16 protein-coding genes and 2 tRNA genes are annotated in these 22,757 nt (G+C 61.7%); 8 read left to right on the plus strand and 10 right to left on the minus strand.

Going from position 1 to position 22,757, the window contains the following annotated elements; genetic code table 11:
* The first annotated feature begins 90 nt into the window (after positions 1–90).
* Genes BUS06_RS13735 through BUS06_RS13745 form a run of 3 tightly spaced genes read left to right on the plus strand, consistent with a single transcriptional unit; the run spans position 91 to position 1,730 of the window.
* On the plus strand, positions 91–624 hold the full coding sequence (locus tag BUS06_RS13735) for a septation protein A (RefSeq protein WP_074264756.1): 534 nt from the start codon (positions 91–93) through the stop codon (positions 622–624).
* A 1-nt stretch (position 625) separates the two neighbouring features.
* Entirely contained in the window at positions 626–940 is a 315-nt protein-coding gene (locus BUS06_RS13740) for a BolA family protein (RefSeq protein ID WP_074264757.1), read from the plus strand.
* A 10-nt stretch (positions 941–950) separates the two neighbouring features.
* Positions 951–1,730 carry a peptidylprolyl isomerase gene (locus BUS06_RS13745; RefSeq protein ID WP_074264758.1) on the plus strand — a complete coding sequence of 260 codons (780 nt, stop codon included), beginning with the start codon at positions 951–953 and terminating at the stop codon, positions 1,728–1,730.
* 289 nt (positions 1,731–2,019) lie between these two features.
* Here BUS06_RS13745 and purL read toward each other — a convergent pair whose 3' ends face one another.
* Positions 2,020–6,090 carry a phosphoribosylformylglycinamidine synthase gene (gene purL / locus BUS06_RS13750; RefSeq protein ID WP_074264759.1) on the minus strand — a complete coding sequence of 1,357 codons (4,071 nt, stop codon included), beginning with the start codon at positions 6,088–6,090 and terminating at the stop codon, positions 2,020–2,022.
* Between the two features lie 314 nt (positions 6,091–6,404).
* Here purL and BUS06_RS13755 point away from each other — a divergent pair, with 314 nt between their 5' ends.
* From BUS06_RS13755 to pgi, 3 genes are all read left to right on the plus strand, one after another.
* Positions 6,405–7,706 carry an FAD-dependent oxidoreductase gene (locus BUS06_RS13755; RefSeq protein WP_074264760.1) on the plus strand — a complete coding sequence of 434 codons (1,302 nt, stop codon included), beginning with the start codon at positions 6,405–6,407 and terminating at the stop codon, positions 7,704–7,706.
* Between the two features lie 138 nt (positions 7,707–7,844).
* The gene (locus BUS06_RS13760; protein ID WP_074264761.1) at positions 7,845–9,440 is read left to right on the plus strand and encodes an NAD(P)H-hydrate dehydratase; all 1,596 of its coding nucleotides are present in this window, start codon (positions 7,845–7,847) and stop codon (positions 9,438–9,440) included.
* A 258-nt stretch (positions 9,441–9,698) separates the two neighbouring features.
* Positions 9,699–11,321, plus strand: coding sequence for a glucose-6-phosphate isomerase (gene pgi / locus BUS06_RS13765; protein ID WP_074264762.1), 1,623 nt, complete (start codon positions 9,699–9,701; stop codon positions 11,319–11,321).
* Between the two features lie 34 nt (positions 11,322–11,355).
* On the opposite strand, the gene BUS06_RS13770 is transcribed toward pgi, so the two are convergent.
* Positions 11,356–12,042: an ABC transporter ATP-binding protein gene (locus BUS06_RS13770; protein ID WP_074264763.1), complete on the minus strand. Its 687-nt coding sequence runs from the start codon at positions 12,040–12,042 to the stop codon at positions 11,356–11,358.
* On the opposite strand from BUS06_RS13770, the gene BUS06_RS13775 reads away from it, so the two are divergent.
* Both BUS06_RS13775 and BUS06_RS13780 read left to right on the plus strand, forming a co-directional pair.
* Positions 12,041–12,748, plus strand: coding sequence for an arylesterase (locus tag BUS06_RS13775; RefSeq protein WP_074264764.1), 708 nt, complete (start codon positions 12,041–12,043; stop codon positions 12,746–12,748). The genes BUS06_RS13770 and BUS06_RS13775 overlap by 2 nt on opposite strands.
* Positions 12,749–12,865: 117 nt before the next feature.
* The gene (locus BUS06_RS13780; protein WP_074264765.1) at positions 12,866–13,207 is read left to right on the plus strand and encodes a hypothetical protein; all 342 of its coding nucleotides are present in this window, start codon (positions 12,866–12,868) and stop codon (positions 13,205–13,207) included.
* A gap of 131 nt (positions 13,208–13,338) precedes the next feature.
* On the opposite strand, the gene BUS06_RS13785 is transcribed toward BUS06_RS13780, so the two are convergent.
* From BUS06_RS13785 to tig, 8 genes are all read right to left on the minus strand, one after another.
* Positions 13,339–15,270 (minus strand): SurA N-terminal domain-containing protein, encoded by a 1,932-nt coding sequence (locus BUS06_RS13785; RefSeq protein ID WP_074264766.1) that lies wholly within the window; start codon positions 15,268–15,270, stop codon positions 13,339–13,341.
* Positions 15,271–15,356: 86 nt separating this feature from the next.
* Positions 15,357–15,433, minus strand: a tRNA-Asp gene (locus BUS06_RS13790).
* A 36-nt stretch (positions 15,434–15,469) separates the two neighbouring features.
* Positions 15,470–15,545: transfer RNA gene (locus BUS06_RS13795), tRNA-Val, on the minus strand.
* Between the two features lie 101 nt (positions 15,546–15,646).
* Complete coding sequence (locus BUS06_RS13800; protein WP_007585907.1) at positions 15,647–15,919, minus strand: HU family DNA-binding protein; 273 nt, start codon at positions 15,917–15,919, stop codon at positions 15,647–15,649.
* A gap of 341 nt (positions 15,920–16,260) precedes the next feature.
* On the minus strand, positions 16,261–18,681 hold the full coding sequence (lon, locus tag BUS06_RS13805; protein WP_074264767.1) for an endopeptidase La: 2,421 nt from the start codon (positions 18,679–18,681) through the stop codon (positions 16,261–16,263).
* A gap of 185 nt (positions 18,682–18,866) precedes the next feature.
* Positions 18,867–20,138: an ATP-dependent Clp protease ATP-binding subunit ClpX gene (gene clpX / locus BUS06_RS13810; protein WP_074264768.1), complete on the minus strand. Its 1,272-nt coding sequence runs from the start codon at positions 20,136–20,138 to the stop codon at positions 18,867–18,869.
* Between the two features lie 180 nt (positions 20,139–20,318).
* Complete coding sequence (gene clpP / locus BUS06_RS13815) at positions 20,319–20,972, minus strand: ATP-dependent Clp endopeptidase proteolytic subunit ClpP (protein WP_074264769.1); 654 nt, start codon at positions 20,970–20,972, stop codon at positions 20,319–20,321.
* Positions 20,973–21,138: 166 nt separating this feature from the next.
* Positions 21,139–22,485: a trigger factor gene (tig, locus tag BUS06_RS13820; protein ID WP_074264770.1), complete on the minus strand. Its 1,347-nt coding sequence runs from the start codon at positions 22,483–22,485 to the stop codon at positions 21,139–21,141.
* Positions 22,486–22,757: the final 272 nt, after the last annotated feature.

Genomic DNA, 22,757 nt, shown 5'->3' on the forward strand with positions numbered 1-22,757 from the left:
ACGGGTACACACTGCACGCATAATATGGGCGCAAGGCGCCCTTCACTCCGCGCCTATTTTTCCTCATTCCTCCTCGTCCCCGCCCAGATAATGAAATTCCTGTTCGATCTGTTCCCGATCATCCTGTTTTTCGTCGCATTCAAGCTGTGGGGCATTTTCACGGCAACGGCGGTGGCGATCGTCGCGACGCTGGTGCAGATTGCCTGGGTGGCATTCCGTCACCGCAAGGTCGACCCGATGCTGTGGGTCAGCCTCGGCGTCGTCACGGTGTTCGGCGGCGCAACGCTTGTATTGCACAACGATACCTTCATCAAGTGGAAGCCGACCGTGCTCTACTGGGCCTTCTCGGTGGCGCTGATCGTGTCGCAACTGGCGTTCAACAAGAACCTGATCGAAGCGATGATGGGCAAGCAGATCACGCTGCCGCACCGCACGTGGAGCCAGTTGAGCGTGATCTGGGCGGTGTTCTTCGTGTTGCTCGGCATCCTCAACCTGTTCGTCGCCTACCACTTCTCGACCAACGCCTGGGTCAATTTCAAGCTGTTCGGCGCGACCGGGTGCCTCGTGGTGTTCATTGTCGGCCAGAGCCTATGGCTGTCGAAGTACATGAAAGAAGAAGAGTGATATGAGCGACGACATTTTCCTGCATGCCACGACCACCGAACGCGTCGCGCTGATCGAAACACGCCTCGCCGCGGCGCTCGCGCCGGTTACCTCGATCACCGTGCGCGATGACAGTGCCCAACATGCGGGGCATGCGGGCGCCTCCGCAGGCGGTCATTTCAGTGTCACGATTGTTGCGGTTGCATTCGCCGGAAAGCCCCGCGTGGCACGGCACCGCTTGGTGTATGATGCGCTGGCCGATGCCATGCAGCGAGGCATTCACGCGCTCGCAATCACGGCCTACACGCCCGAAGAATTCGATTTGCTGTCCCGTTAGGAAACTTCCGATGACCTTGAAGAAAACCCGCCTCTGGGTATTGCTGGCCGCTTTTGCGGCTGCGCCTGTGTTTGCACAGAACATCGCCGTCGTGAACGGCACGCCGATTCCCAAAGCACGCGTCGATGCGCTCGTCGCTCAACTCGTTCAACAGGGTCAGCAGGACTCGCCGCAATTGCAGACAGCCGTGCGCGAAGAACTGATCAACCGCGAAATCCTGATGCAGGAAGCGGCTCGCCGCGGCATCCCGAACCGCCCTGATGTCAAGGCGCAAGTCGCGGTCGCCCAGCAGACCGTCGTGCTGCGCGCGTTGATCGAAGACTTCGTGAAAAACAACCAGCCGAGCGACGCAGAAGTCAAAGCACGTTACGACGCGCTCGTGAAGGATGCTGGCGGCAAGGAATATCACCTGCACCACATCCTCGTGGATAACGAAGCCCAGGCCAAAGACCTGATCGCCAAGATCAAGGCCGGTGCGAGCTTCGAAGATCTCGCCAAGCAATACTCGAAGGACCCGGGATCGGGCAAGAACGGCGGCGACCTCGACTGGTCGGACCCGAAGGCTTACGTGCCGGAATTCGCCGCTGCGGCCGAGAAGTTGCAGAAAGGCCAGATGACCGACGCGCCGGTGCACACGCAGTTTGGCTGGCACATCATTCGTCTGGACGACACCCGCGATACCGCGCCGCCGCCGCTCGAACAGGTGCGTCAGCAGATCGTTCAGCAGATCCAGCAGGAAAAACTGCAGGCGTTTGAAGAGAGTCTGCGGAAGAACGCGAAGGTGCAGTAACGGGAAGGGGGTTGCGCTGATAGGCTTTTGTCCTGGCGTGTCACCCGCCGACCGCTTACTGGCCGGGCCACACGTCTAGCTTGGCCCGCAAACAACAAAGCCGCCCTTGGGCGGCTTTGTTGTTTTTGACGGCGGCTTCAGATTTTTGCGAGCCTGATTCTCGGCATCACTGCGCCGCCTGGCTCGATGCGGCGGCAGATTTTCACCGCCGCCTGCCACTCCCACCGCCACTGCCACACCCGCCGCGGCTTGCTTGCCGCGGCCCCTTCCCTTCAGCAGCGTACGCGCCTCAACCCAGCCAGCGACGCGCGTTCTGGAACACGCGCAACCACGGGCTACCGTCGTTCGCGTTCCAGCCTTGCGGATGCCAGCTCATCTGCACCGTGCGATGCACGCGCTCGGTGTGCGGCATCAGGACCGTGAAGCGGCCATCAGGCGTTGTCACCGAAGTGATGCCATCCGGCGAGCCGTTCGGGTTGAACGGATACTGCTCCGTAGCCTGGCCGCGGTGATCGACAAAGCGCATCGCCACCGCCACCTTCGACGCATCGCCTTGCTGCGAGAAGTCCGCGAAACCTTCGCCGTGCGCGACGGCCACCGGAATGCGCGAGCCTTCCATGCCGCTAAAGAACAGCGACGGCGACTGCTGCACTTCGACCAGCGAGAAGCGTGCTTCGAATTTCTCCGACTTGTTGCGCGTGAACTTCGGCCATGCCTCGGCACCGGGGATCATCGATGCAAGGCTGCTCATCATCTGGCAGCCGTTGCAGATGCCGAGTGCAAACGTGTCCTTGCGGGCGAAGAAGGCGGCGAACATGTCGGCCAGTTGCGCGTTAAAGCGAATCGTCTTCGCCCAGCCCTCGCCTGCACCCAGCACGTCGCCGTAAGAGAAGCCGCCGCACGCTACGGCGCCCGCGAAATCGGCGAGCGTGGCGCGGCCAGCCAGCAGGTCGCTCATGTGCACGTCGTAGGCGTCGAAACCGGCGCGGTCGAATGCATACGCGGTTTCGAGGTGCGAGTTGACGCCCTGCTCGCGCAGGATCGCCACGCGCGGGCGGGCACCCTTGGCAACAAACGGCGCGGCTACGTCTTCCGCTGGATCAAAGCTCAGCTGCGGCGTGATACCCGGATCGGCCGCATCGAGCAGCGCGTCGTATTCGGCATCGGCACAAGCCGGGTTGTCGCGCAGACGCGAAATGCGCCAGCTCACTTCGCTCCATGCACGATGCAGTTCCGTGCGCGGCGCTTCGTAGATCTTCTTCGCGTCGCGATAGATTTCGATCGCGTCGCGTTCGTTGAGCTTGCCGATCACGTGCGAGCATGCCGACAGGCCATGTTCTCGCAGCGATGCCAGCACCGCATCGCGATCCTGAGCACGCACCTGAATCACCGCGCCCAGCTCCTCGTTGAAGAGCGCGCGGATCGTGCGGTCTTCACGGCGGCCGCTGGTCTGCTTGGCCCAGTCTTTGGCGTCGCCGTAGTCGAATTCGTGATTCGGATCGAGCGTCAACATGTCGACGTTCAGTGACACACCGACGTGACCCGCAAACGCCATTTCGCAGACCGTCGCCCACAGGCCGCCGTCCGAGCGGTCGTGGTAAGCGAGCAGCTTGCCGTCGCTATTCAGCGCCTGGATCGCGGCGAAGAAACGCTTCAGGTCTTCGGCGTCGTCGACATCCGGCGTCGTGTCGCCCACCTGCTGCGTAACCTGCGCGAGGATACTGCCGCCGAGGCGATGCTTGGCGCGTCCCAGGTCGATCGCGATCAGCACGGAGTCGCCCGCTTCGTCGACGCGACGCAGTTGCGGCGTCAGATGGCCACGTACGTCTTCGACCGGCGCGAACGCCGAGATGATCAGCGAGACCGGCGCGACCACTTCCTTCGCCACGCCCTGGTCGTCCCATTTGGTGCGCATCGACAGCGAGTCTTTGCCCACCGGAATGCTGATGCCGAGCGCCGGGCACAGTTCCATGCCGATCGCCTTGACCGTGTCGTACAGCGCCGCGTCTTCACCCGGCGCGCCGCAAGCGGCCATCCAGTTCGCGGACAGCTTCAGCTTGTCCAGCGACGCGATCGGCGCCGCCGCGATGTTCGTGACGGCCTCGCCGACTGCCATACGGCCCGACGCCGGCGGATTGATCACGGCGAGTGGCGTGCGCTCGGCCATCGTCATGGCTTCGCCGCGGTAGCCGGCATAGTCCATCGTGGTGATCGCCACGTCGGCAACCGGCACCTGCCACGGGCCGACCATCTGGTCGCGCGCGGTCGTGCCGCCCACCGAGCGGTCGCCGATCGTAATCAGGAACGACTTGCTGGCCACCGTCGGGTGACGCAGCACGCTCACCGCTACTTCCGACAGGTTGATACCGGTGACATCCACCGGCAGCAGCGTGGTCTCGACGTGCTTGACGTCGCGATGCATACGCGGTGCCTTGCCGAGCAGCACTTCCATCGGCATATCGACCGGCTGATGCGCATCGTCGTTTTTCTCTTCGGCGTCGATCAGCTTCAACTGACGTTCGTTGGTCGCCGTGCCGATCACCGCAAACGGGCAGCGCTCGCGCTCGCAGATTGCCTGGAATTCCGGCAGATCGGCTGGCGCAATCGCCAGCACATAGCGCTCTTGCGCTTCGTTCGACCAGATCTCGCGCGGCGACAAGCCACTCTCTTCGAGCTGGATCTTGCGCAGCTCGAAAATCGCGCCTTTGCTCGCGCCGTCCACCACTTCCGGGAACGCGTTCGACAGACCGCCCGCACCCACGTCGTGAATGCTCAGAATCGGATTCTTCTCGCCGAGCTGCCAGCAGGCGTTGATGACTTCCTGCGCGCGCCGCTCGATTTCCGGGTTGCCGCGCTGCACCGAGTCGAAGTCGAGTTCAGCAGTATTGGTGCCGGTTGCCATCGAGCTGGCGGCGCCGCCACCCATGCCGATGCGCATGCCCGGGCCGCCGATCTGGATCAGCAGCGAGCCTTCCGGCAAGTCGTGCTTGTGGGTGTGCTGATCGGAGATATTGCCGATGCCGCCCGCGATCATGATCGGCTTGTGGTAGCCGCGCACGGTGCCCGCGACGTTCTGCTCGTAAGTGCGGAAGTAGCCACCCAGGTTCGGGCGGCCGAATTCGTTGTTGAACGCCGCGCCGCCGAGCGGACCGTCGATCATGATCTGCAGCGGCGACGCGATGCGGTCCGGACGACCGTAGATATGCTGCTCGTCAGCCGGATTACGATGGCCGACCGGCTGAACGGCATCGCGGGCGTTTTCCCATGCTTCGCGCGCATCCGGCAAGTCGAGGTTCGATACGGTGAAGCCCGCGAGACCGGCCTTCGGACGCGCGCCGCGACCCGTGGCGCCTTCGTCGCGGATTTCACCGCCCGCGCCGGTCGCAGCACCCGGGAACGGCGAGATCGCGGTTGGATGGTTGTGCGTTTCCACCTTCATCAGCGTGTGCGTCAGTTCGACGTGGCGCCCGTAGTGCTCAGCCAGTTCGCCTTCAGCCGCCGGCTTGCGCGGGAACCACCGCTCGGCCTGGCCGCCGGCCATGATTGCCGAGTTGTCCGAGTACGCGACGATGGTGCCCTGCGGATTGAGCTTCTCGGTATTGCGGATCATGTTGAACAGCGAGATGTCCTGCTTCTCGCCGTCGATGGTCCACTCCGCATTGAAAATCTTGTGGCGGCAGTGCTCGCTGTTGGCCTGCGCGAACATCATCAGTTCGACGTCGGTCGGGTTGCGGCCGAGCTTCGTGAAGGCGTCGACGAGGTAGTCGATTTCGTCTTCGGCGAGCGCGAGGCCCAGTTCCCGGTTGGCCGTTTCCAGCGCGCCGCGGCGGTGGCCCAGCACATCGACCGTTTGCAGCGGCTTGGCCGGCAGTTCGTCGAACAGATGCATGGCGTGATCGCGCGACGGCGCCACGCTCTCGGTCATGCGGTCGTGCAGCGCGGCGGCGACAGCTTCGCGCGCTTCGTCGGACAACGTCTTCTTGCCAAGCAGGCCGCTCTTGAGCGTCACCGTGTATTCGACGCCGCGCTCGATACGGCGCAGTTGCGTCAAGCCGCAGTGGTGCGCAATGTCCGTTGCCTTGCTGGCCCACGGCGACACCGTGCCGAAACGGGGCACCACGAGAAAGGTCTCGCTGTTGCCGCGCTCTTTGACCTCGACGAACGGGTCGCCGTAGTGCATCAACGCTTCGATCTTCGCACTGTCTTCAGCCGTGAGCGGCGCCTGCGCGTTGACGAAGTGCAGATACTGGCCGTGCACGCCGGTGATGTTGGAGTCGATACGCGTAAGCGTCTCGAGCAGGCGGGTTTGACGGAAATCGGAGAGGGCCGAAGCGCCGGGGAAACACGAGAAGTGGGCCATGGACTTGACGTTGCGTCGATGAGTCGCGCGTGCGGGCGACGTGAGGCGAAAGAGAAGTCCAAGATTATACCCCGGGAAGACCCGCGAGCGGCCCTCCCGCAAGCGTCCGGGCGGTGTATGCGTGCGGTTTTGGCACGCGTCGGCACGCGCGGCCGGCCGAATTCCCGATCCTCGGACGCCTGCGCGTCTGGGCCGATTGACTGCTATCATTCGGCGTTTCACCAGATCGGCGCAGCGGTCCTCTGCACGCGCCGCATGTCACGCATACGGGGAACGCCCGTCAGTCCGCGTTCCACCGGAAAATCGAAGCAAACATGGATGTCATCGTCATTGGCGGCGGAATTGTGGGCGTCGCCACCGCTTATCAGTTGCGCGCCGCCGGTCACCGGGTCTGCGTAGTCGAACGCTTTGCGACCGTCGCGCAGGGCGCGACCTATGGCCATGGGGGCACCGTCCTGCCGACGCCGCTCGACGTCTGGTTCGGGCCGACCTTCATGCAGAGCCGCCAGGCCGCCAAAAACGGCGTCATCCGCAAGACCGGCTTCAACGGCGGCGCCCGCCTGTTCGAGCGGCAACTGGCAACATGGCAGGAGCCGCAGGCCTTCAGCCGGCAATACGGGCTGCTGCGTCCGCTGATCGAGGCATCGCGCGAGGCGATGGCCGATATGGAAGCGCGCTTCGGGCTCGAATATGAACAGACGGAGGGCGTGCTCTACCTCACGCGCTCCGCGCAGGAATGGGAGCTGACCCAGCCGGCGCTCGAATTGCTGCGCCAGTATGAAGTGCCGCACCACGTGATGACGCCTGCCGAGTGCGCGGCGTTCGAACATTCGGTGCCGACCGATCCCGAGTTTGCAGGCGGCGTGCTGTTCGACCAGGAACGCACCGCGAACTGCCCCCTCTTCACCAAGCTCATCAAGCAGACGCTCGATACCGAAGGCGGCGTGCAGTTCATGCTGAACCGGGAGGTCGATGCAATCCGGCTCGATGGGGAGCGCGCAGCGGTCGAACTGGCGCCGCGGCTCGGCGAAGTCACTTCGTCGCGCGAAGTCGACGTGATCAACGCCGACGCTATCGTGGTCGCGGCCGGCACCGGCTCGGTGCCGCTGCTCGAGCGGCTCGGTCTGCGGGTGCCCTTGCATCCGCTGCGGCTGCATACGCTGTCCGCACCGATCGCGCACGAAGAATGCGTGCCGCATGTGGCGATCGTCGATGCCGTGAAACGCATCACCATCACGCGGATGAATCATCGGCTGCGCATCGCCGGCGGCGCGGTGCTGCAAGGCGCCGTACAGACCGACAAGCCGCTGTCCGAAGCGGTCACCAAGGATGCTTTGGCCCTGCTCGGTCAGGCCACGCACGACTGGATTCCGGGCGCGGCCAAGATCTCGGCGGCGCTGTCGTGGGATGGCCTCAAGCTGCTCTCGCCGGATGGCCTGCCGATGGTTGGCAATGCGTTGCATCCGCGCCTGTTCGTCAACGTGGGGCACGGACCTGCTGGCTGGGGACTCGCCTGCGGCGCCGCGAAACTGGTGGCGGATCTGATCGGCGGCAGCGCGCCCGAATTGCCGGCGGATACGCTTGCTGCGTTGCGGCCTGAGCGGTTTCGATACTGAGACCGCGAGACTGAGGCGCCCTGAGCAGTCCTCGGGCGCCGTCGTGCGACGAAACCTGGCAGAACAGTTCCACCCCTTACGTGCATTCGCACTACCATGACGGTTCCGTGCCCGCCCGGGCCATCGCTTGACGCCGCCATGAACGAAGCCGCATCTGTCAGTCCCCACAATCCTTCCGACCTCTCCGGCCTGATCGACACGCACGACCGACCGCTCGCGCTTCTGAGCGTCGCCGATCTGCGTGCGCTCGAAGTCAGCGCCGCGGCCGCGCTGCCGCCGCACGAACTGATGGCGCGCGCCGGCCGCGCCGCTGCGCTGTTCCTGACCGGGCAGATCGCGTCGGCGCGCTCGAGCGGTTCTGCCGCGACGGTCTGGATCGTCGCAGGTCCCGGCAATAATGGCGGCGATGCGCTGGTGGTCGCTACCGAGTTGCATATCGCCGGCGTCGCGGTCGAAGTCTGTATGCCCGTCGAAGTCAAACCGGAGGACGCCCGCTGGGCGCTCGGCGAGGCGCGCGCGGCAGGCGTCCCGATCAGCACGTCAGCGCCCGATTCTTTCGAGCGCTACGGCTGGCTGGTCGACGGCATGTTCGGGATCGGCCTGACCCGGCCGCTCGAAGGCGTGTTCGCCACGCTTGCTCAACAGTTGTCACAACGTGCGAAGCGGCAAGGCCGCGTATTGGCGCTCGACGTGCCAAGCGGGCTCGATAGCGACACGGGCAATGTGGTTGGGTCCGGCACAGGGGTGCGAGCCACGCACACGGTGACATTCATCGGCGCCAAGCCAGGACTCTTCATGGCTTCCGGGCGCGATCTGGCCGGCGCGGTGACCGTCGCGCCAATCGGTCTGGACACGACGGCCACAGTCGCCCGTACCGGCGGTGTACAACTGAATGCACCGGCACTGTTCGCACCGTACCTCCCTTCGCGCGATTTCTCGACCAACAAGGGCTCGTTCGGCAGCCTCGCCGTGGTCGGCGGCGACTCCGGCATGTGCGGCGCGCCGATTCTCGCAGCGCGCGCGGCGCTTCATTGCGGCGCCGGGAAAATCCACGTGGCGCTGCTTGGCGCAGGCGCCCCGCCCTACGATCCGCCGCATCCCGAACTGATGCTGCACGCCATCGACGATCTGCCGCTCGACAAGATGGACGCGCTGGCGATCGGCTGCGGCATGGGTCATCGCGACCGCGCGACCCAGGCGCTGCACGACGTGTTGCCGCTCGACGTTCCTAAGCTGCTGGACGCCGACGCATTGAACCTGGTCTCGAAGGATCCTGCGCTTGCCGCAAAGGTCGCCGCCCGCGGAGCAAAGGGCGATCCGTGCGTGCTGACGCCGCACCCGCTCGAGGCGGCGCGGCTGCTCGGCTGCGATGTCCCCACCGTGCAGCGCGACCGGCTCGCCGCCGCGCGCGCGCTGACCGCGCGCTTCGCCTGCGTCATCGTGCTGAAAGGCACGGGTACGGTGGTGGGCGCGCCGGACGGCCGGCTCGCTGTCAATCCGACCGGCAACGCCGCGCTCGCGACAGGCGGTACTGGCGACGTGCTCGGCGGTATCATCGGCGCGTTGCTGGCCCAGCGCTTGCCACCGTACGAGGCGGCGCTCGCGGGCGTATATCTGCACGGCCTCGCTGCCGATACGCTAACAGCCCAGGGGGACGGCCCCGCAGGCTTGACGGCAGGCGAACTGGCGCCGATGGTACGCAAACTGCTGAACCGGATGTTCTATCCAGCCTGAACAGCTCGAGGTGCAAACCGGAGTCGGCGTTGCCGGACCCGGGTAGCGGGCGAGGCTTGTCCCGCCCAATCCCGCTATCTGAATCCGGCGTCCAACTGCCTGCCCGCTTCGCGTCAAGGCCGCTATACTGAAGTACTGCGCTGTCCGGCCGGGAACCGTTGCGAACCCGAAGCCCCGATAGCGCGCCCGAGCATCCCACCGGCTGCGCCTCGCGCGCACTGCCTTTCTTTCGTGCCCCTTCGTTAGACGGACGATCTCATGACGTTGAACACGCTCCCCGCCTGGTCCTCGCTGCAAGCCCATTACGACAAGATTCGCAATGAGCATATGCGCGACTGGTTCGCCCCCGCGAACGATCCCGCTCCCACCCGTGCCGAACGCTTTGCGTACGCTGGCGGTGGACTCGCGGCCGATTTCTCCAAACACCGCATCAAGGACGAAACTCTCAAGCTGCTCGTGCAGGTGGCCCGCGAAGCGGGTGTCGAGAAACGCCGTGACGCCATGTTCGCGGGCGAGATCGTCAACCCGACGGAAGGCCGCGCGGTGCTGCATACCGCGCTGCGCGCGTCCGATCCGAACGCCCCGTTCCACGCCGAAGTCACGGCCGAACGCGCCAAGATGGCGGCGTTTGCCGACAAGATTCGCAGCGGCGAGTGGACCGGCTATACCGGCAAGCGGATTCGCTATGTTGTGAATATCGGTATTGGCGGCTCGGATCTCGGTCCCAAGATGGTGACGAATGCGCTGCATCACCTCGCCTCGCCGGAGATCACCAGCCACTTCGTGTCAAACGTCGACGGCGCCGATCTCTACCGCGTCATGCAGGAGATCGACCCGGAAGAGACGCTCGCCATCATCGTCTCGAAGACTTTCACCACGCTCGAAACCATGACCAACGCGCGCTCGCTGCGCGACTGGTTCATCGAGAAGGGCTGCCCGGAAAACGCGCTCGCCAAACACTTCGTCGGCGTGTCGGCCAACACGGCCGAAGTCGTCAAGTTCGGTATCGCCAAAGAGAACGTCTTCCAGATGTGGGACTGGGTGGGCGGCCGCTATTCGCTGTGGTCGGCCGTCGGCCTCTCGATCATGATCGCGATCGGACCGAAGCAGTTCGACGAACTGCTCGCCGGCGCGGACGACATGGACAAGCACTTCCGCGAGGCGCCGCTCGAGCGCAACCTGCCCGTGTTGCTCGGCATGATCGGCATCTGGTATCGCAACTTCTTCGGCTCGCAAAGCTACCTGGTCGCGCCGTACTCCGAGGCGATGCATTACCTGCCATCGTATCTTCAGCAGCTGGAGATGGAGAGTAACGGCAAGTCCGCACGCCTCGATGGCGCGATGGTCGACTATCCGACTTCAGCCGTCACGTGGGGCGAGCCGGGCACGAACGGCCAGCATGCGTTTTTCCAGATGCTGCACCAGGGCCCGACACTCGTACCGATCGATTTCATCGCTGTGCTCACGCCCGAGCATCCGCTCGTGAGCCATCATCCGAAGCTGCTGGCCAACTGCTTCGCGCAAAGCGAAGCGTTGATGCTCGGCCGTACGCTCGAGGAAGCGAAGAAGGTGGCGGGCCCGGACAAGCCGGAACTGGCGCCGCATCTGATGTTCCCGGGCAACCGTCCGTCGAGCACGATTATCCTGGAGGCGCTCACCGCGCGTTCGCTCGGCGCACTGATCGCGCTTTACGAGCACAAGGTACTCGTGCAGGGCACGGTGTGGGACATCAACTCGTTCGACCAGTGGGGCGTCGAGTTGGGCAAGATTCTCGGCAAGGTGGTCGAGGCCGATCTGACCTCAGCGAGCGTCGATCCGGCGAAGCACGATTCGTCGACCTCGGCATTGATCGCACGCGCGCGGGCGGCGTTGAAGCGTTGAGTATGTGAACCCCGGTGTCGGGGCAGGCAGCGTCTCAGGCGAGACGCCCTGCCTCGATCGTCACCGTGGTATCGCAACGGCGCGCGAGTTCGATGTCATGCGTGACGAGAATCAACGTCGCACCGTTGGCCCGGTTCATCTCGAACATCAGATCGATCACCGCATGGCCTGTGGCCGCATCGAGGCTGCCGGTCGGCTCATCGGCAAAGAGAATGGCCGGATGCGTGACAAACGCGCGCGCTAACGCAACGCGTTGCTGCTCGCCTCCCGAGAGCAGCTTGGGATAGTGACGCGTGCGCTGCCCCAACCCCACCTGTTCAAGCAAGCCGCGCGCTCTCGCTGCCGCATCGCGCGAACTGATACCGCCTTGCAACTCGAGCGGCAAGGTCACGTTCTCGAGCGCAGTCAGATGCGGCATCAACTGGAAAGACTGAAACACAAAGCCGACCGAGCCGTTGCGCAATGCGGCGCGCTCGTCTTCGCTCAACTCGGTGAGTTCTTGACCGAGCAGCCGAACCGACCCCGAGGTGGCGCTGTCCAAACCTGCAAGCAGACCGAGCAGCGTAGACTTGCCGGACCCGGATGCGCCGACAATCGCCACACTGCTGCCGCCTTCGATGGAAAGATCGATATCATCGAGAATCGTCAGTTCACCCGTCGCATCCTTAACCCTCTTGCACAATCCCCGCACTTCGATGACTGGATCAGTTTTCTTTTGCATGGTGAGGCGTAGATTGAAAGTGCGCCTGGCTGCGCCGCGCGCCGCCGCTTTGAACACAGCCGCCGGCCTCTTCATGATGGCCTTTTCGGCAATACCGCTTGCGGCCCGTGCCGCCAATCCACCCAACGCAACCGTTACGGCCAGGCCGGTCATCATGGTTCTCGGCGATAGCATTTCAGCCGAGTATGGCTTGCCCCGCGATACGGGCTGGGTTGCATTGATGCGCCAGCGTCTTGCCAATGAGCGGATCGATTATAGCGTTGCAAACGCAAGCATCAGCGGCGACACGACAAGCGGCGGACGCGCCCGCATGCCCGAACTGATACAGCGCCTCAAACCGAGCATCGTGATCGTCGAACTGGGCGCCAACGATGCGCTTCGCGGCGTCCCCTTGCCGACCACCGAGGACAACTTGCGCACGATCGTCGAACAGGCACAACAGGCGCATGCAAAGGTCGTGCTGATCGGCATGTACGTGCCACCCAATTACGGCCCCGACTACACGCAAAAGTTCCACGGAGTCTACGAGCAGATCTCGAAGGACCTGCACGTTTCGCTCGTGCCGTTTCTGCTTGCCGGCATCGCGGATAAACCAGACATGTTTCAGGCGGATCAGATGCATCCGACCCAGCAGGCACAGCCCGTGCTACTTGACAACGTGTGGCCGACCGTCAAGCCGTTGTTGCGCACGGGTTCCTCACACTGACAAGCTACTTACAACTTGTTGCGAACGAGCGAGGAACGCGCACAGGGAAGGTCGATCAGACACTTTCGCTAACCGCGAAATCCGGCTCGTTTTTGAGCGCTTTTGTGAGGAGATGACGTGAAATACTTACCGCTTATCGCTTTGACCGTGGCAATCTCTGCCTGCGCCGCTCAACCGCCGGTTGGCGTGCAGTCCGTGGGACAAAGCCAGCAACCTCCAGCAGCCGTCGCGCAATGTATTGCGCACAAGTGGGCAGACGGCACTCAACAGCAGGTCGTCTCGCAAGCTACCTTGGCAAACAATCAGGCTGTCGACGTGTACGTGCCGGGCCAGCAACCGCCTAACGGCGCGGCCGCTGTGGTGCGTCCGGGTAACGGCACCGGCTCGTGGGTCGGCTTCCGCAGCGGTGGTGGCGGTGCGAGCAGCGACGCTACCAGCTCGATCAGCGCTTGCCTCTAAGGCTCCCCTCAACAATGCCTCTGGTGAAGTTCGCCAGATAAGAAAAAACCCCGCAAATGCGGGGTTTTTTTGTGATTCGTTGAAAAGTGAGTGCGGCTTGCTGCTGGCACCGCGCGTGGACTTCAACTCAATCAGTCGCCGCCCGCTTGAGCGCTATCCAGCGAGCCGTAGAACTTGATCTTCGAACGCGCGCGCAGTGCTTCGACATAAGCTTCCACTTCGGATTGCGCTTCCGACTGCGCGATCTCCTGCTGCGCGGCGACGAGACGGCGTGGATCAACCGGTGCGCCGGGCAACACCGCATTCACGCGATACACCGCATAGCCCGCATCACCCAGGTCGACACCCACGTAGGCCGGCAATTTCTGCGGGTCGGCCTTGTAGATTGCGCTCAATGCGGCGACTGGCAAGCCCTGCGCGTCATTGCGCGAGACCTTCAGCGGCGCCGCAAAACCGGTAGTCGCATTCGACTTCTGCAACTCGGCAAGCTTGGCGATGCCGTCCTTATGTGCCGCCTCATCGGCCTGTACGGCGATGACCTTCTGACGCACAGCGTCCTTGACGGTGTCGAGCGGAGGCACGGCCGCCGGCTTGTAGGCAGTGACGTGCGCAGCGATCAGCGTGTTGCTGCCGGCGTCGATAGCCTGCGTGTTGTTATGCGCCTGCACCGAGTCGTTCGCAAATACCGCGGCGAGGAACTTCGCGTTGTTCAGCGGGCTCGTGGGCGGCAACGCAGGATTCGGCTGCGGCGTCACCGTTGCAGTCTGGATCTGCAGCTTGTACTTGTCGGCTGCCGGCTGCAGGCTCTTGGCCTTCTCGTACACCAACGACGTAAAGCCATCTGAATCGTCGCTGAATGCCTTGGCCGCGAGTTGAGCCTTCAGGTCTTTGGCGATCGAATCCTTGACCGTGTCGAAGGGCTGCGTGACAGACGGCTTTACATCCGTCGCCTTCAGGATCAGCAGGCCCACGTCGGTCGGCACGACATCGCTGATCTCGTCCTTCTTCAGCTTGAATGCAGCGTCGTCGAACGCCTGGCCACCGGCCATCATGCCACGGCCGAAGTAGCCAAGATCGCCACCCTTCGAAGCCGAAGCAGGATCCTGCGAGCTCTCCTGGGCAATCTTCGCGAAGTCGTCCGGATGCGCCTTGACTTGCGCCAGCAGGGCATCGGCCTTCTGCTTTGCCTTGGCCTTGTCGTCCGCGCTCGCGTTCGGCGCTACGGAGACCAGGATCAGGCTCGCGCGCATCTGCGCGGCGGTCTGGTAGTGCGCGATGTTGTCGTCGTAGAACTTTTTCAGATCCGCGTCCGAGGGTTGCAGACCTGCGGCCAGCGCGTCCGGCGACATCACGAGGTATTGGATGGTCGCGGTGGCGGGTGTCGCAAAGTCGTTACGATGCGCGTCGTAGTACGCCTGCAACTGCGCGTCGGTCGGCTGGATTTTGGCGAGATAGTCGTGCGGATTGAACGCGAGACTCTGTACTTCACGCTGCTGTTCGGCAAGCGTCGTCAGGTTCTGCGCCAGTGTCTTCGACGTGAAAGCGCTGCCCTCGATGCTGGCCGGCAACTGCTGCGTGGCCAGCGTATAGCGCACGCGCTCGTCATACTGATCGGGCGTCATGCCCTGCATGGCGAGCAGTTCCTTGTAGCGATTCACGTCGATCGAACCGTCAGGATTCTTGAGCGACGAAATCACCGGGTCGTTCAGCAACACGCGACGCACTGCGTCGTCGGATGCCGTCAGATGAAGACGTTGCGTCTCATCGTTCAGCACGCGCTGTTCGATCAACCCGTCGAGCAGTTGCTTGCGACGCTCGGGCGTGTCGAACATTTTCATGTCGAAATTCGCGCCGAGCATCTGACGTGCGCGGTCGAGTTGTTGACGCATCGCGTCGTCATACTCGGCACGGGTGATCTTGTGCCCGTTGACGCTGGCGACGTTGGCGCTCTCGTCAAAGAAGCCACGGAAGCCTTGAATACCCACAAAACCCAGCCCCGGCACGATGACGAGGATGAGCATGAACATCATCAGGCGTTTGTGATTGCGGAAAAAATCGAGCATGCGTTAAGGATGCCAAAAACAGAACGCCCGATATTACAACAGCGGGCAATAAAAAAGGCGAACCGGAGTTCGCCTTTCAAGGATACTGGCGGAGTGGACGGGACTCGAACCCGCGACCCCCGGCGTGACAGGCCGGTATTCTAACCGACTGAACTACCACTCCTTATACTGCGTATGCACTGCATGCTGAACCGGGAACTGGTGGGTGCTGAGAGGCTCGAACTCCCGACCTACGCCTTGTAAGGGCGCCGCTCTACCAACTGAGCTAAGCACCCGCTCCGCGATTCTGCGTGATACCTCTCTACTACCTAAGTCGCGCCGCGCTCTTCAGCATTCTGAGCCTCCCGAAACGCACCACCCTTATGCAGCAAGTCGATTAGTTTAGCGCATCTTTTAGTGCTTTGCCAGGCCTAAATTTGGGCACCTTGGCTGCCTTGATCTTGATCGCAGCGCCCGTGCGCGGATTACGTCCCGTGCGTGCCGTGCGCTTGCCAACTGCAAACGTGCCGAATCCCACCAGCGTCACCGAACCACCCTTCTTCAACGTGCCTTTGACGCCGCCGATCACAGCATCCAATGCACGCCCCGCCGCCGCCTTCGAAATATCGGCCTGTTGTGCAATGTGATCGATCAATTCCGTTTTATTCATTCCAACCCCCGAGAATGTTTTTGGGCAATCGTAATGGCGCTTTATAGCGCCGGGTAATAACGCAGCACGGCAAGGACGCCGAGCCAACCAATTAGAATTGGCCGAAAGCCTTATGTCAAGCGGGGTTGCGCCGGATTCGAGGGGACTTTGCGATCCGCTTTTATGACGAAATCTTGCGACTGGGCGCTGCGGCGCAAAACGACGGGTTGCATGCGACGCCATTAATCCAAAGAGTGGGACAACGAAGGCAAATGCAACGCCTTGTGCGACCTGCAGATAGCAAAAACCCGCGGACAATGCCGCGGGTTTCTGTTGATGCGCAGACTCTGTTACGAGTTGGCTTAGTGCTTCACCACTTCCGTTGCGGCGTCTTTACCGGCCTCCGCTGCGACAGGCGCAGCAGGCTTCGGCTCTTCTTCCGGCAACGGTTGCGGGACACGTTCGAGTGCGAGTTCGAGCACCTTGTCGATCCAGCGGACCGGCACGATTTCGATCGCATTCTTCACGTTGTCCGGAATCTCCGTGAGATCCTTGGTGTTTTCTTCCGGGATCAGCACCAGCTTGATGCCGCCACGATGCGCTGCGAGCAGCTTCTCTTTCAGGCCACCGATCGGCAGTACTTCACCACGCAACGTGATTTCGCCCGTCATCGCGACGTCGGCGCGCACCGGAATACCGGTCAGCACCGACACCAGCGCGGTCGTCATCGCGATACCGGCGGACGGACCGTCCTTCGGCGTCGCACCTTCCGGCACGTGAATGTGAATGTCCTGCTTCTCGAACGCTTCGTCCTTAACACCCAAACGGCGCGAACGCGAGCGGACCACCGTGCGTGCTGCCTCGACAGATTCCTTCATCACGTCGCCCAGCGAACCCGTGCGAGTCACGTTGCCCTTACCCGGCATCACCGCGGCTTCAATGGTCAGCAGATCGCCGCCCACTTCCGTCCACGCGAGGCCCGTGACCTGGCCAACCTGATTTTCCTTCGCAGCCAGACCGAAGTCGTACTTGCGCACACCGAGGAACGTATCAATGTTGCTGCCGTCGACCGTCACCGCACCCTCTGCCTTCTTCAGCAGAAGCATCTTCACGACCTTGCGGCAGATCTTCGAAATTTCACGCTCGAGTGAACGTACGCCCGCTTCACGCGTGTAGTAACGAATGATGTCGCGGATTGCAGTTTCCGTGACTTCGACCTCGCCTTCCTTCAGGCCGTTATTCTTCTTCTGCTTGGGCAACAGGTAACGTTGCGCAATGCTGACCTTCTCGTCTTCCGTGTAACCTGACAGACGGATCACTTCCATCCGGTCGAGCAACGGCGGCGGAATGTTCAGCGAGTTCGACGTCGCAACGAACATCACGTCCGACAGATCGAAATCGACTTCGACGTAGTGATCGGCGAACGTATGGTTCTGTTCCGGATCGAGCACTTCCAGCAGCGCCGAGGACGGGTCGCCGCGGAAATCCTGGCCCATCTTGTCCACTTCGTCGAGCAGGAAGAGCGGATTGCGCACGCCGACCTTGGTCAGGCTTTGCAGGATCTTGCCAGGCATCGAACCAATGTAGGTCCGACGGTGGCCGCGGATCTCGGCCTCGTCGCGCACGCCACCGAGTGCCATACGCACGAACTTGCGATTCGTTGCGCGTGCAATCGATTGACCCAGCGACGTCTTACCGACACCCGGAGGCCCAACGAGGCAAAGGATCGGCGCCTTGACCTTGTCCACACGTTGTTGGACAGCAAGATATTCGAGAATGCGTTCTTTGACTTTCTCGAGACCGAAGTGGTCTTCGTCGAGCACGCGTTCCGCATTCGAGAGGTCGTTGTTGACCTTGCTCTTCTTGCGCCACGGCAAGCCGATCAGCGTGTCGATGTAGTTGCGCACGACGGTGGCTTCAGCCGACATCGGCGACATCAGCTTGAGCTTCTTCAGCTCGGCGTCAGCCTTCTTTTTGGCTTCCTTCGGCATGCGCGCAGCGGTGATGCGCTTCTCGAGTTCTTCGAGATCCGCACCTTCTTCGCCTTCGCCCAGTTCCTTCTGGATTGCCTTGACCTGCTCGTTCAGGTAGTACTCGCGCTGACTCTTTTCCATCTGCCGTTTCACACGCCCACGGATGCGCTTTTCAACCTGCAGGATGTCGATCTCGGCTTCGAGTTGCGCGAGCAGGTGCTCGAGGCGCTCGATGACCGGGAACATCTCGAGGATGTGTTGCTTCTGGTCGAGCTTGAGCGGCAGATGCGCCGCGATCGTATCGGCCAGACGGCCGGCTTCGTCGATGCCCGAAAGCGAAGTCAGAATTTCCGGCGGGATCTTCTTGTTCAGCTTCACGTATTGGTCGAACTGCGACACGATCGCGCGGCGCAGCGCTTCAGTTTCAGCGCTGTCGGCGTGGTCGGGTTCGAGCGGCATGACTTCGCACGAAAACTGGGTTTCCTGCTCTTCGATCGAGAGCGTCTTCGCACGCTGCAAGCCTTCGACGAGCACCTTCACGGTACCGTCAGGCAGCTTCAGCATTTGCAGGATGTTGGCAATACACCCTACTTCGTACATGTCCTTTTCGGTCGGCTCATCTTTGGCAGCCGTCTTTTGGGCGACGAGCATGATGTGCTTGCCGCCTTCCATTGCTGCTTCGAGAGCCTTGATCGACTTCGGGCGGCCTACGAAGAGCGGAATCACCATGTGCGGGAAAACGACTACATCACGCAGCGGGAGCAGCGGGAGCGTAGTGCGTTCCGGCGGGAGGAGTTGGGTTCCTGACATTTCATTTCCCCATGAGTGGTATCAGTTCGTTCGATAGGTGAGGCCTGCAAAAACGATTACAAGGCCTCCGCGTGTGGGAAAAGTTCAGTGACTCCAAAGGAAACACAACCATCCTAACCCAAGATAAACAAAAAAGCCGTTCACGTTGCCATGAACGGCTTTTTTTGCAAAACCTTTAAAGCCGATCAATTCGAACCCGCAACCTTGGGTGCGTCTTCGTAGATCAGTAGAGGTTTACCGTCGCCGTCGATGACGTTGTCGTCGATGATGACCTTGCTAACCCCTTTCATCGTCGGCAACTCATACATCACGTCCAGCAACGCCTGTTCCAGAATGGAGCGCAGACCACGCGCACCCGTCTTCCGACGGATCGCCTTACGTGCAACCGCCTGCAATGCGCCAGGACGGATCTCGAGTTCGACGCGTTCCATGCTGAACAGCTTGTGGTACTGCTTCACGAGCGCGTTTTTCGGTTCGACGAGAATCTTCATCAGAGCAACTTCGTCGAGCTTGCCGAGCGTGGCAACCACCGGCAGACGGCCGATCAGTTCAGGAATCAGCCCGAACTTGATCAGATCTTCCGGTTCCACTTCGCGCAGCACTTCGCCGGCGTCACGGTCCTGCTTGCTCTTGACGCTGGCCCCAAAACCGATACCCGTCTTTTCCGTACGGTCGACGATGACCTTTTCAAGGCCGTCGAACGCGCCGCCGCAGATGAACAGAATATTAGTGGTGTCGACCTGGATGAAGTCCTGGTTCGGATGCTTACGACCACCTTGCGGCGGCACCGACGCCATTGTCCCTTCGACCAGCTTCAGCAAAGCCTGCTGGACACCCTCGCCCGATACGTCGCGGGTAATCGAAGGGTTATCCGACTTGCGGCTGATCTTGTCGATTTCGTCGATATAGACAATGCCGCGCTGGGCCTTGTCGACTTCGTAGTTGCAGTTCTGCAGGAGCTTCTGAATGATGTTCTCGACGTCTTCACCGACATAGCCGGCTTCCGTCAGCGTCGTTGCATCGGCAATAACGAACGGGACGTTCAGAAGGCGGGCGAGCGTCTGCGCGAGCAAAGTCTTACCGGAACCGGTCGGGCCGATCAGCAGGATGTTGCTCTTCGACAGCTCGATTTCGTCCTTCTTGTCGAGATGTTTGAGGCGCTTGTAGTGGTTGTAAACGGCCACTGCAAGAATCTTCTTCGCGCGTTCCTGCCCGATTACGTACTGATCGAGAATTTCGCGGATTTCCTGCGGACTTGGCAGATCGGACTTGGACAGGCCCGCTTCAATGCCCGCGCCTGCTGCTTCGTCACGAATGATCTCGTTGCACAGGTCGATACATTCATCACAGATGAATACCGACGGGCCGGCAATCAGCTTTTTGACTTCATGCTGGCTCTTGCCGCAAAACGAGCAATACAACAGCTTTTCGCTGTTAGAACCTTTCTTGTCCGCCATAGATGTGTGAGCCTCCGGACACTCGATTACATGATACGCCGTTTGCCCCTGCCTCGCAGTTGGGGCGAATGAGCAAAAGCAGTGACGGCGCTTGCCGCAGGCGCTTGGACGATTCTAATTATTTCACACCATAAACGGGCGTGTTCTCGCCCTCAAAAACGGGGCGAAAACCGCGCCGGATCATGGACGCTTATGCAACACCTGATCGACGAGGCCGTACGCCTGGGCGTCGTCGCCCGACATAAAGTTGTCGCGATCGGTGTCGCGAGCGATACGCTCGACCGGCTGACCGGTGTGATGCGACAGCAACTGATTCAACCGTTCCTTCAAATACAGGATTTCACGGGCCTGGATCTCGATATCCGATGCCTGACCGCGCGCGCCGCCGAGCGGCTGGTGAATCATCACGCGTGCATTCGGCAGCGTGAAACGCTTACCCTTTGCGCCGGCCGCCAGCAGGAACGCGCCCATGCTGGCCGCGAGGCCCATGCACAGCGTCGACACGTCCGGCTTGATAAATTGCATCGTATCGTAGATCGCCATCCCGGCCGAAACCGAACCGCCCGGGCTATTGATGTAAAAGCTGATGTCCTTGTCCGGATTTTCGCTTTCGAGGAACAACAACTGCGCGACGACGAGGTTGGCCGTCTGGTCGTTCACTTCACCGACCAGAAACACCACGCGTTCCTTGAGCAGACGCGAGTAGATATCGTACGAACGCTCGCCACGGCCGCTCGTTTCCACGACGATCGGCACGAGTCCGAGCGCCTGTGCTTCGAGATCCCGCGACGACTGGGAGGTCAACGTGTCCAGCATTTGGGCGCGAAAGGTCATGCAATGGGTCCTTGTCTGGGAATATTTATCAGGTACCGGACAGGTAAGTACGACAGCGCAGTATTCAAGTGCGCCGACCCCGGCGAACCCCGCTCAACACGACGCTTTATAAAAAAACGGCGTGCGGGCCGTCGCTCCGACAGCCGGCACGCCGTTGCAGCGACGCTTACGCTTGCGCCGTTGCGCTTGCCAGTTCTTCGAAGCTTACTTCCTTGTCCGTCACCTTGGCCTTGCTGAGCACGAAATCGACGACGTTGGCTTCAACAACGTAGGCTTCCATTTCTGCAAGGCGCTGCTGGTTGGAATAATACCAGCGGACGACCTCCTTCGGGTCTTCGTAGCTTTTCGCGAATTCGTCGACTTCGGCACGAATCTGCTCCGGCTTCGCCTGCAGCTCGTTGGCCTTGACCAGTTCGGCGAGCACGAGGCCCAGCTTGACGCGGCGCTCAGCCTGTTCCTTGAACATTTCTACAGGAATCGGCGCGTCGGCGGCGTTCGGCACACCACGTTGCGTCAGATCCTGACGCGCCATTTCGACGAGACGCTGCTGGTCCTGTTCGATCAGCGCGTTCGGCACGTCCAGCTCCGAAATCTTCAACAGCGCGTCCATCACCTGGTTCTTGACGATGGATTGCGTGCGGCGCTTCGCTTCGCGCTCGAGGTTGTCCTTGATTTCAGCGCGCATCTTCACCAGATCGCCGTCTTCGATGCCGAGCGATTTAGCGAATTCAGCGTCGATTTCCGGCAGGTGCGGCCACTCGATCTTCTTCATTGTGATCGTGAACTGCGCCGTCTTGCCGGCGACGTCCTTGCCGTGATAGTCGGCCGGGAACGCCAGGTCGAATTCCTTCGCTTCGCCGACTTTCAGGCCAAGCGCTGCCTTTTCGAATTCCGGCAGCATGCGGCCTTCGCCGAGCACGAACGCGAAATCTTCCGCGCTACCGCCCTGGAACACTTCGCCGTCGATCTTGCCGGCGAAGTCGACCGTCACGCGGTCGCCGTCTTTGGCTGCGGTGTCTGCACCGCCGTCGCCATGTTCGCCGGCGTCGCCGCGGGCGTGGAAGTGCACGCGCTGCTTGCGCAGGATGTCCAGCGTGCGGTCGATCTCCGCTTCGCTGATGGTGGTCGTGGTGCGCTCGATCTCAGCCGTGGAAACGTCGCCCAGCTTGACTTCGGGGTAGACCTCGAAGGTTGCGTCGAAAGCGTAGTCGCCTTCCGCTGCATCGACCTTCGGCGCGAAGCTCGGCTGACCCGCGACACGCAGGTTCTCGGCGCGGCTGATGTCGAAGAACTCCTTGCCAACCTTGTCGCTTAGCACTTCGGCTTCCACCTGGCCCGAATACTGTTGCGTCACCATCTTGAGCGGCACCTTGCCAGGGCGGAAGCCCGGCATGCGCACATTCTTCGCGAGTTGGCGGATACGCGAGTCCACTTCCTTCTGCACGGTGTCTTTCGGCAGGGAAATCGTGACGCGGCGTTCGAGCTTGCCGAGGTTCTCAACAACGTTAGCCATGGCTTCAATCGTCCTAAAATTATTCGAGCGAATCAGTTATCTTCTTCGTGCCGCTATTCGACGTCGCTTCGCATCTTGCGTCACATCGATTCAGCGCCTGCGCCGCGGGCTTGCAGGCCACCGGCAGCACGGTTTGGGTCTAAAGAGCCGAATATTTTAGCAAACTATTCGCGCGCTTAGCCGGGATTCGGAGTTTCGCGCCCATTTTTGTCCAGTTTCCTGCGGGTTTCGGGTCGGTTTAGAGCCGTTTTGACGGCCTGGGCCCATGTTTG

Source organism: Paraburkholderia phenazinium (assembly GCF_900141745.1).
Classification (GTDB): domain Bacteria; phylum Pseudomonadota; class Gammaproteobacteria; order Burkholderiales; family Burkholderiaceae; genus Paraburkholderia; species Paraburkholderia phenazinium_B.

Excerpts from the sequence above, each read along its gene's own strand:
- BUS06_RS13735 (WP_074264756.1), top strand. The coding sequence starts at position 91 with ATGAAATTCCTGTTCGATCTGTTCCCGATCATCCTGTTTTTCGTCGCA.
- BUS06_RS13740 (WP_074264757.1), top strand. The coding sequence starts at position 626 with ATGAGCGACGACATTTTCCTGCATGCCACGACCACCGAACGCGTCGCG.
- BUS06_RS13745 (WP_074264758.1), top strand. The coding sequence starts at position 951 with ATGACCTTGAAGAAAACCCGCCTCTGGGTATTGCTGGCCGCTTTTGCG.
- purL (WP_074264759.1), bottom strand. The coding sequence starts at position 6,090 with ATGGCCCACTTCTCGTGTTTCCCCGGCGCTTCGGCCCTCTCCGATTTC.
- BUS06_RS13755 (WP_074264760.1), top strand. The coding sequence starts at position 6,405 with ATGGATGTCATCGTCATTGGCGGCGGAATTGTGGGCGTCGCCACCGCT.
- BUS06_RS13760 (WP_074264761.1), top strand. The coding sequence starts at position 7,845 with ATGAACGAAGCCGCATCTGTCAGTCCCCACAATCCTTCCGACCTCTCC.
- pgi (WP_074264762.1), top strand. The coding sequence starts at position 9,699 with ATGACGTTGAACACGCTCCCCGCCTGGTCCTCGCTGCAAGCCCATTAC.
- BUS06_RS13775 (WP_074264764.1), top strand. The coding sequence starts at position 12,041 with ATGGTGAGGCGTAGATTGAAAGTGCGCCTGGCTGCGCCGCGCGCCGCC.
- BUS06_RS13770 (WP_074264763.1), bottom strand. The coding sequence starts at position 12,042 with ATGCAAAAGAAAACTGATCCAGTCATCGAAGTGCGGGGATTGTGCAAG.
- BUS06_RS13785 (WP_074264766.1), bottom strand. The coding sequence starts at position 15,270 with ATGCTCGATTTTTTCCGCAATCACAAACGCCTGATGATGTTCATGCTC.
- BUS06_RS13800 (WP_007585907.1), bottom strand. The coding sequence starts at position 15,919 with ATGAATAAAACGGAATTGATCGATCACATTGCACAACAGGCCGATATT.
- lon (WP_074264767.1), bottom strand. The coding sequence starts at position 18,681 with ATGTCAGGAACCCAACTCCTCCCGCCGGAACGCACTACGCTCCCGCTG.
- clpX (WP_074264768.1), bottom strand. The coding sequence starts at position 20,138 with ATGGCGGACAAGAAAGGTTCTAACAGCGAAAAGCTGTTGTATTGCTCG.
- clpP (WP_074264769.1), bottom strand. The coding sequence starts at position 20,972 with ATGACCTTTCGCGCCCAAATGCTGGACACGTTGACCTCCCAGTCGTCG.
- tig (WP_074264770.1), bottom strand. The coding sequence starts at position 22,485 with ATGGCTAACGTTGTTGAGAACCTCGGCAAGCTCGAACGCCGCGTCACG.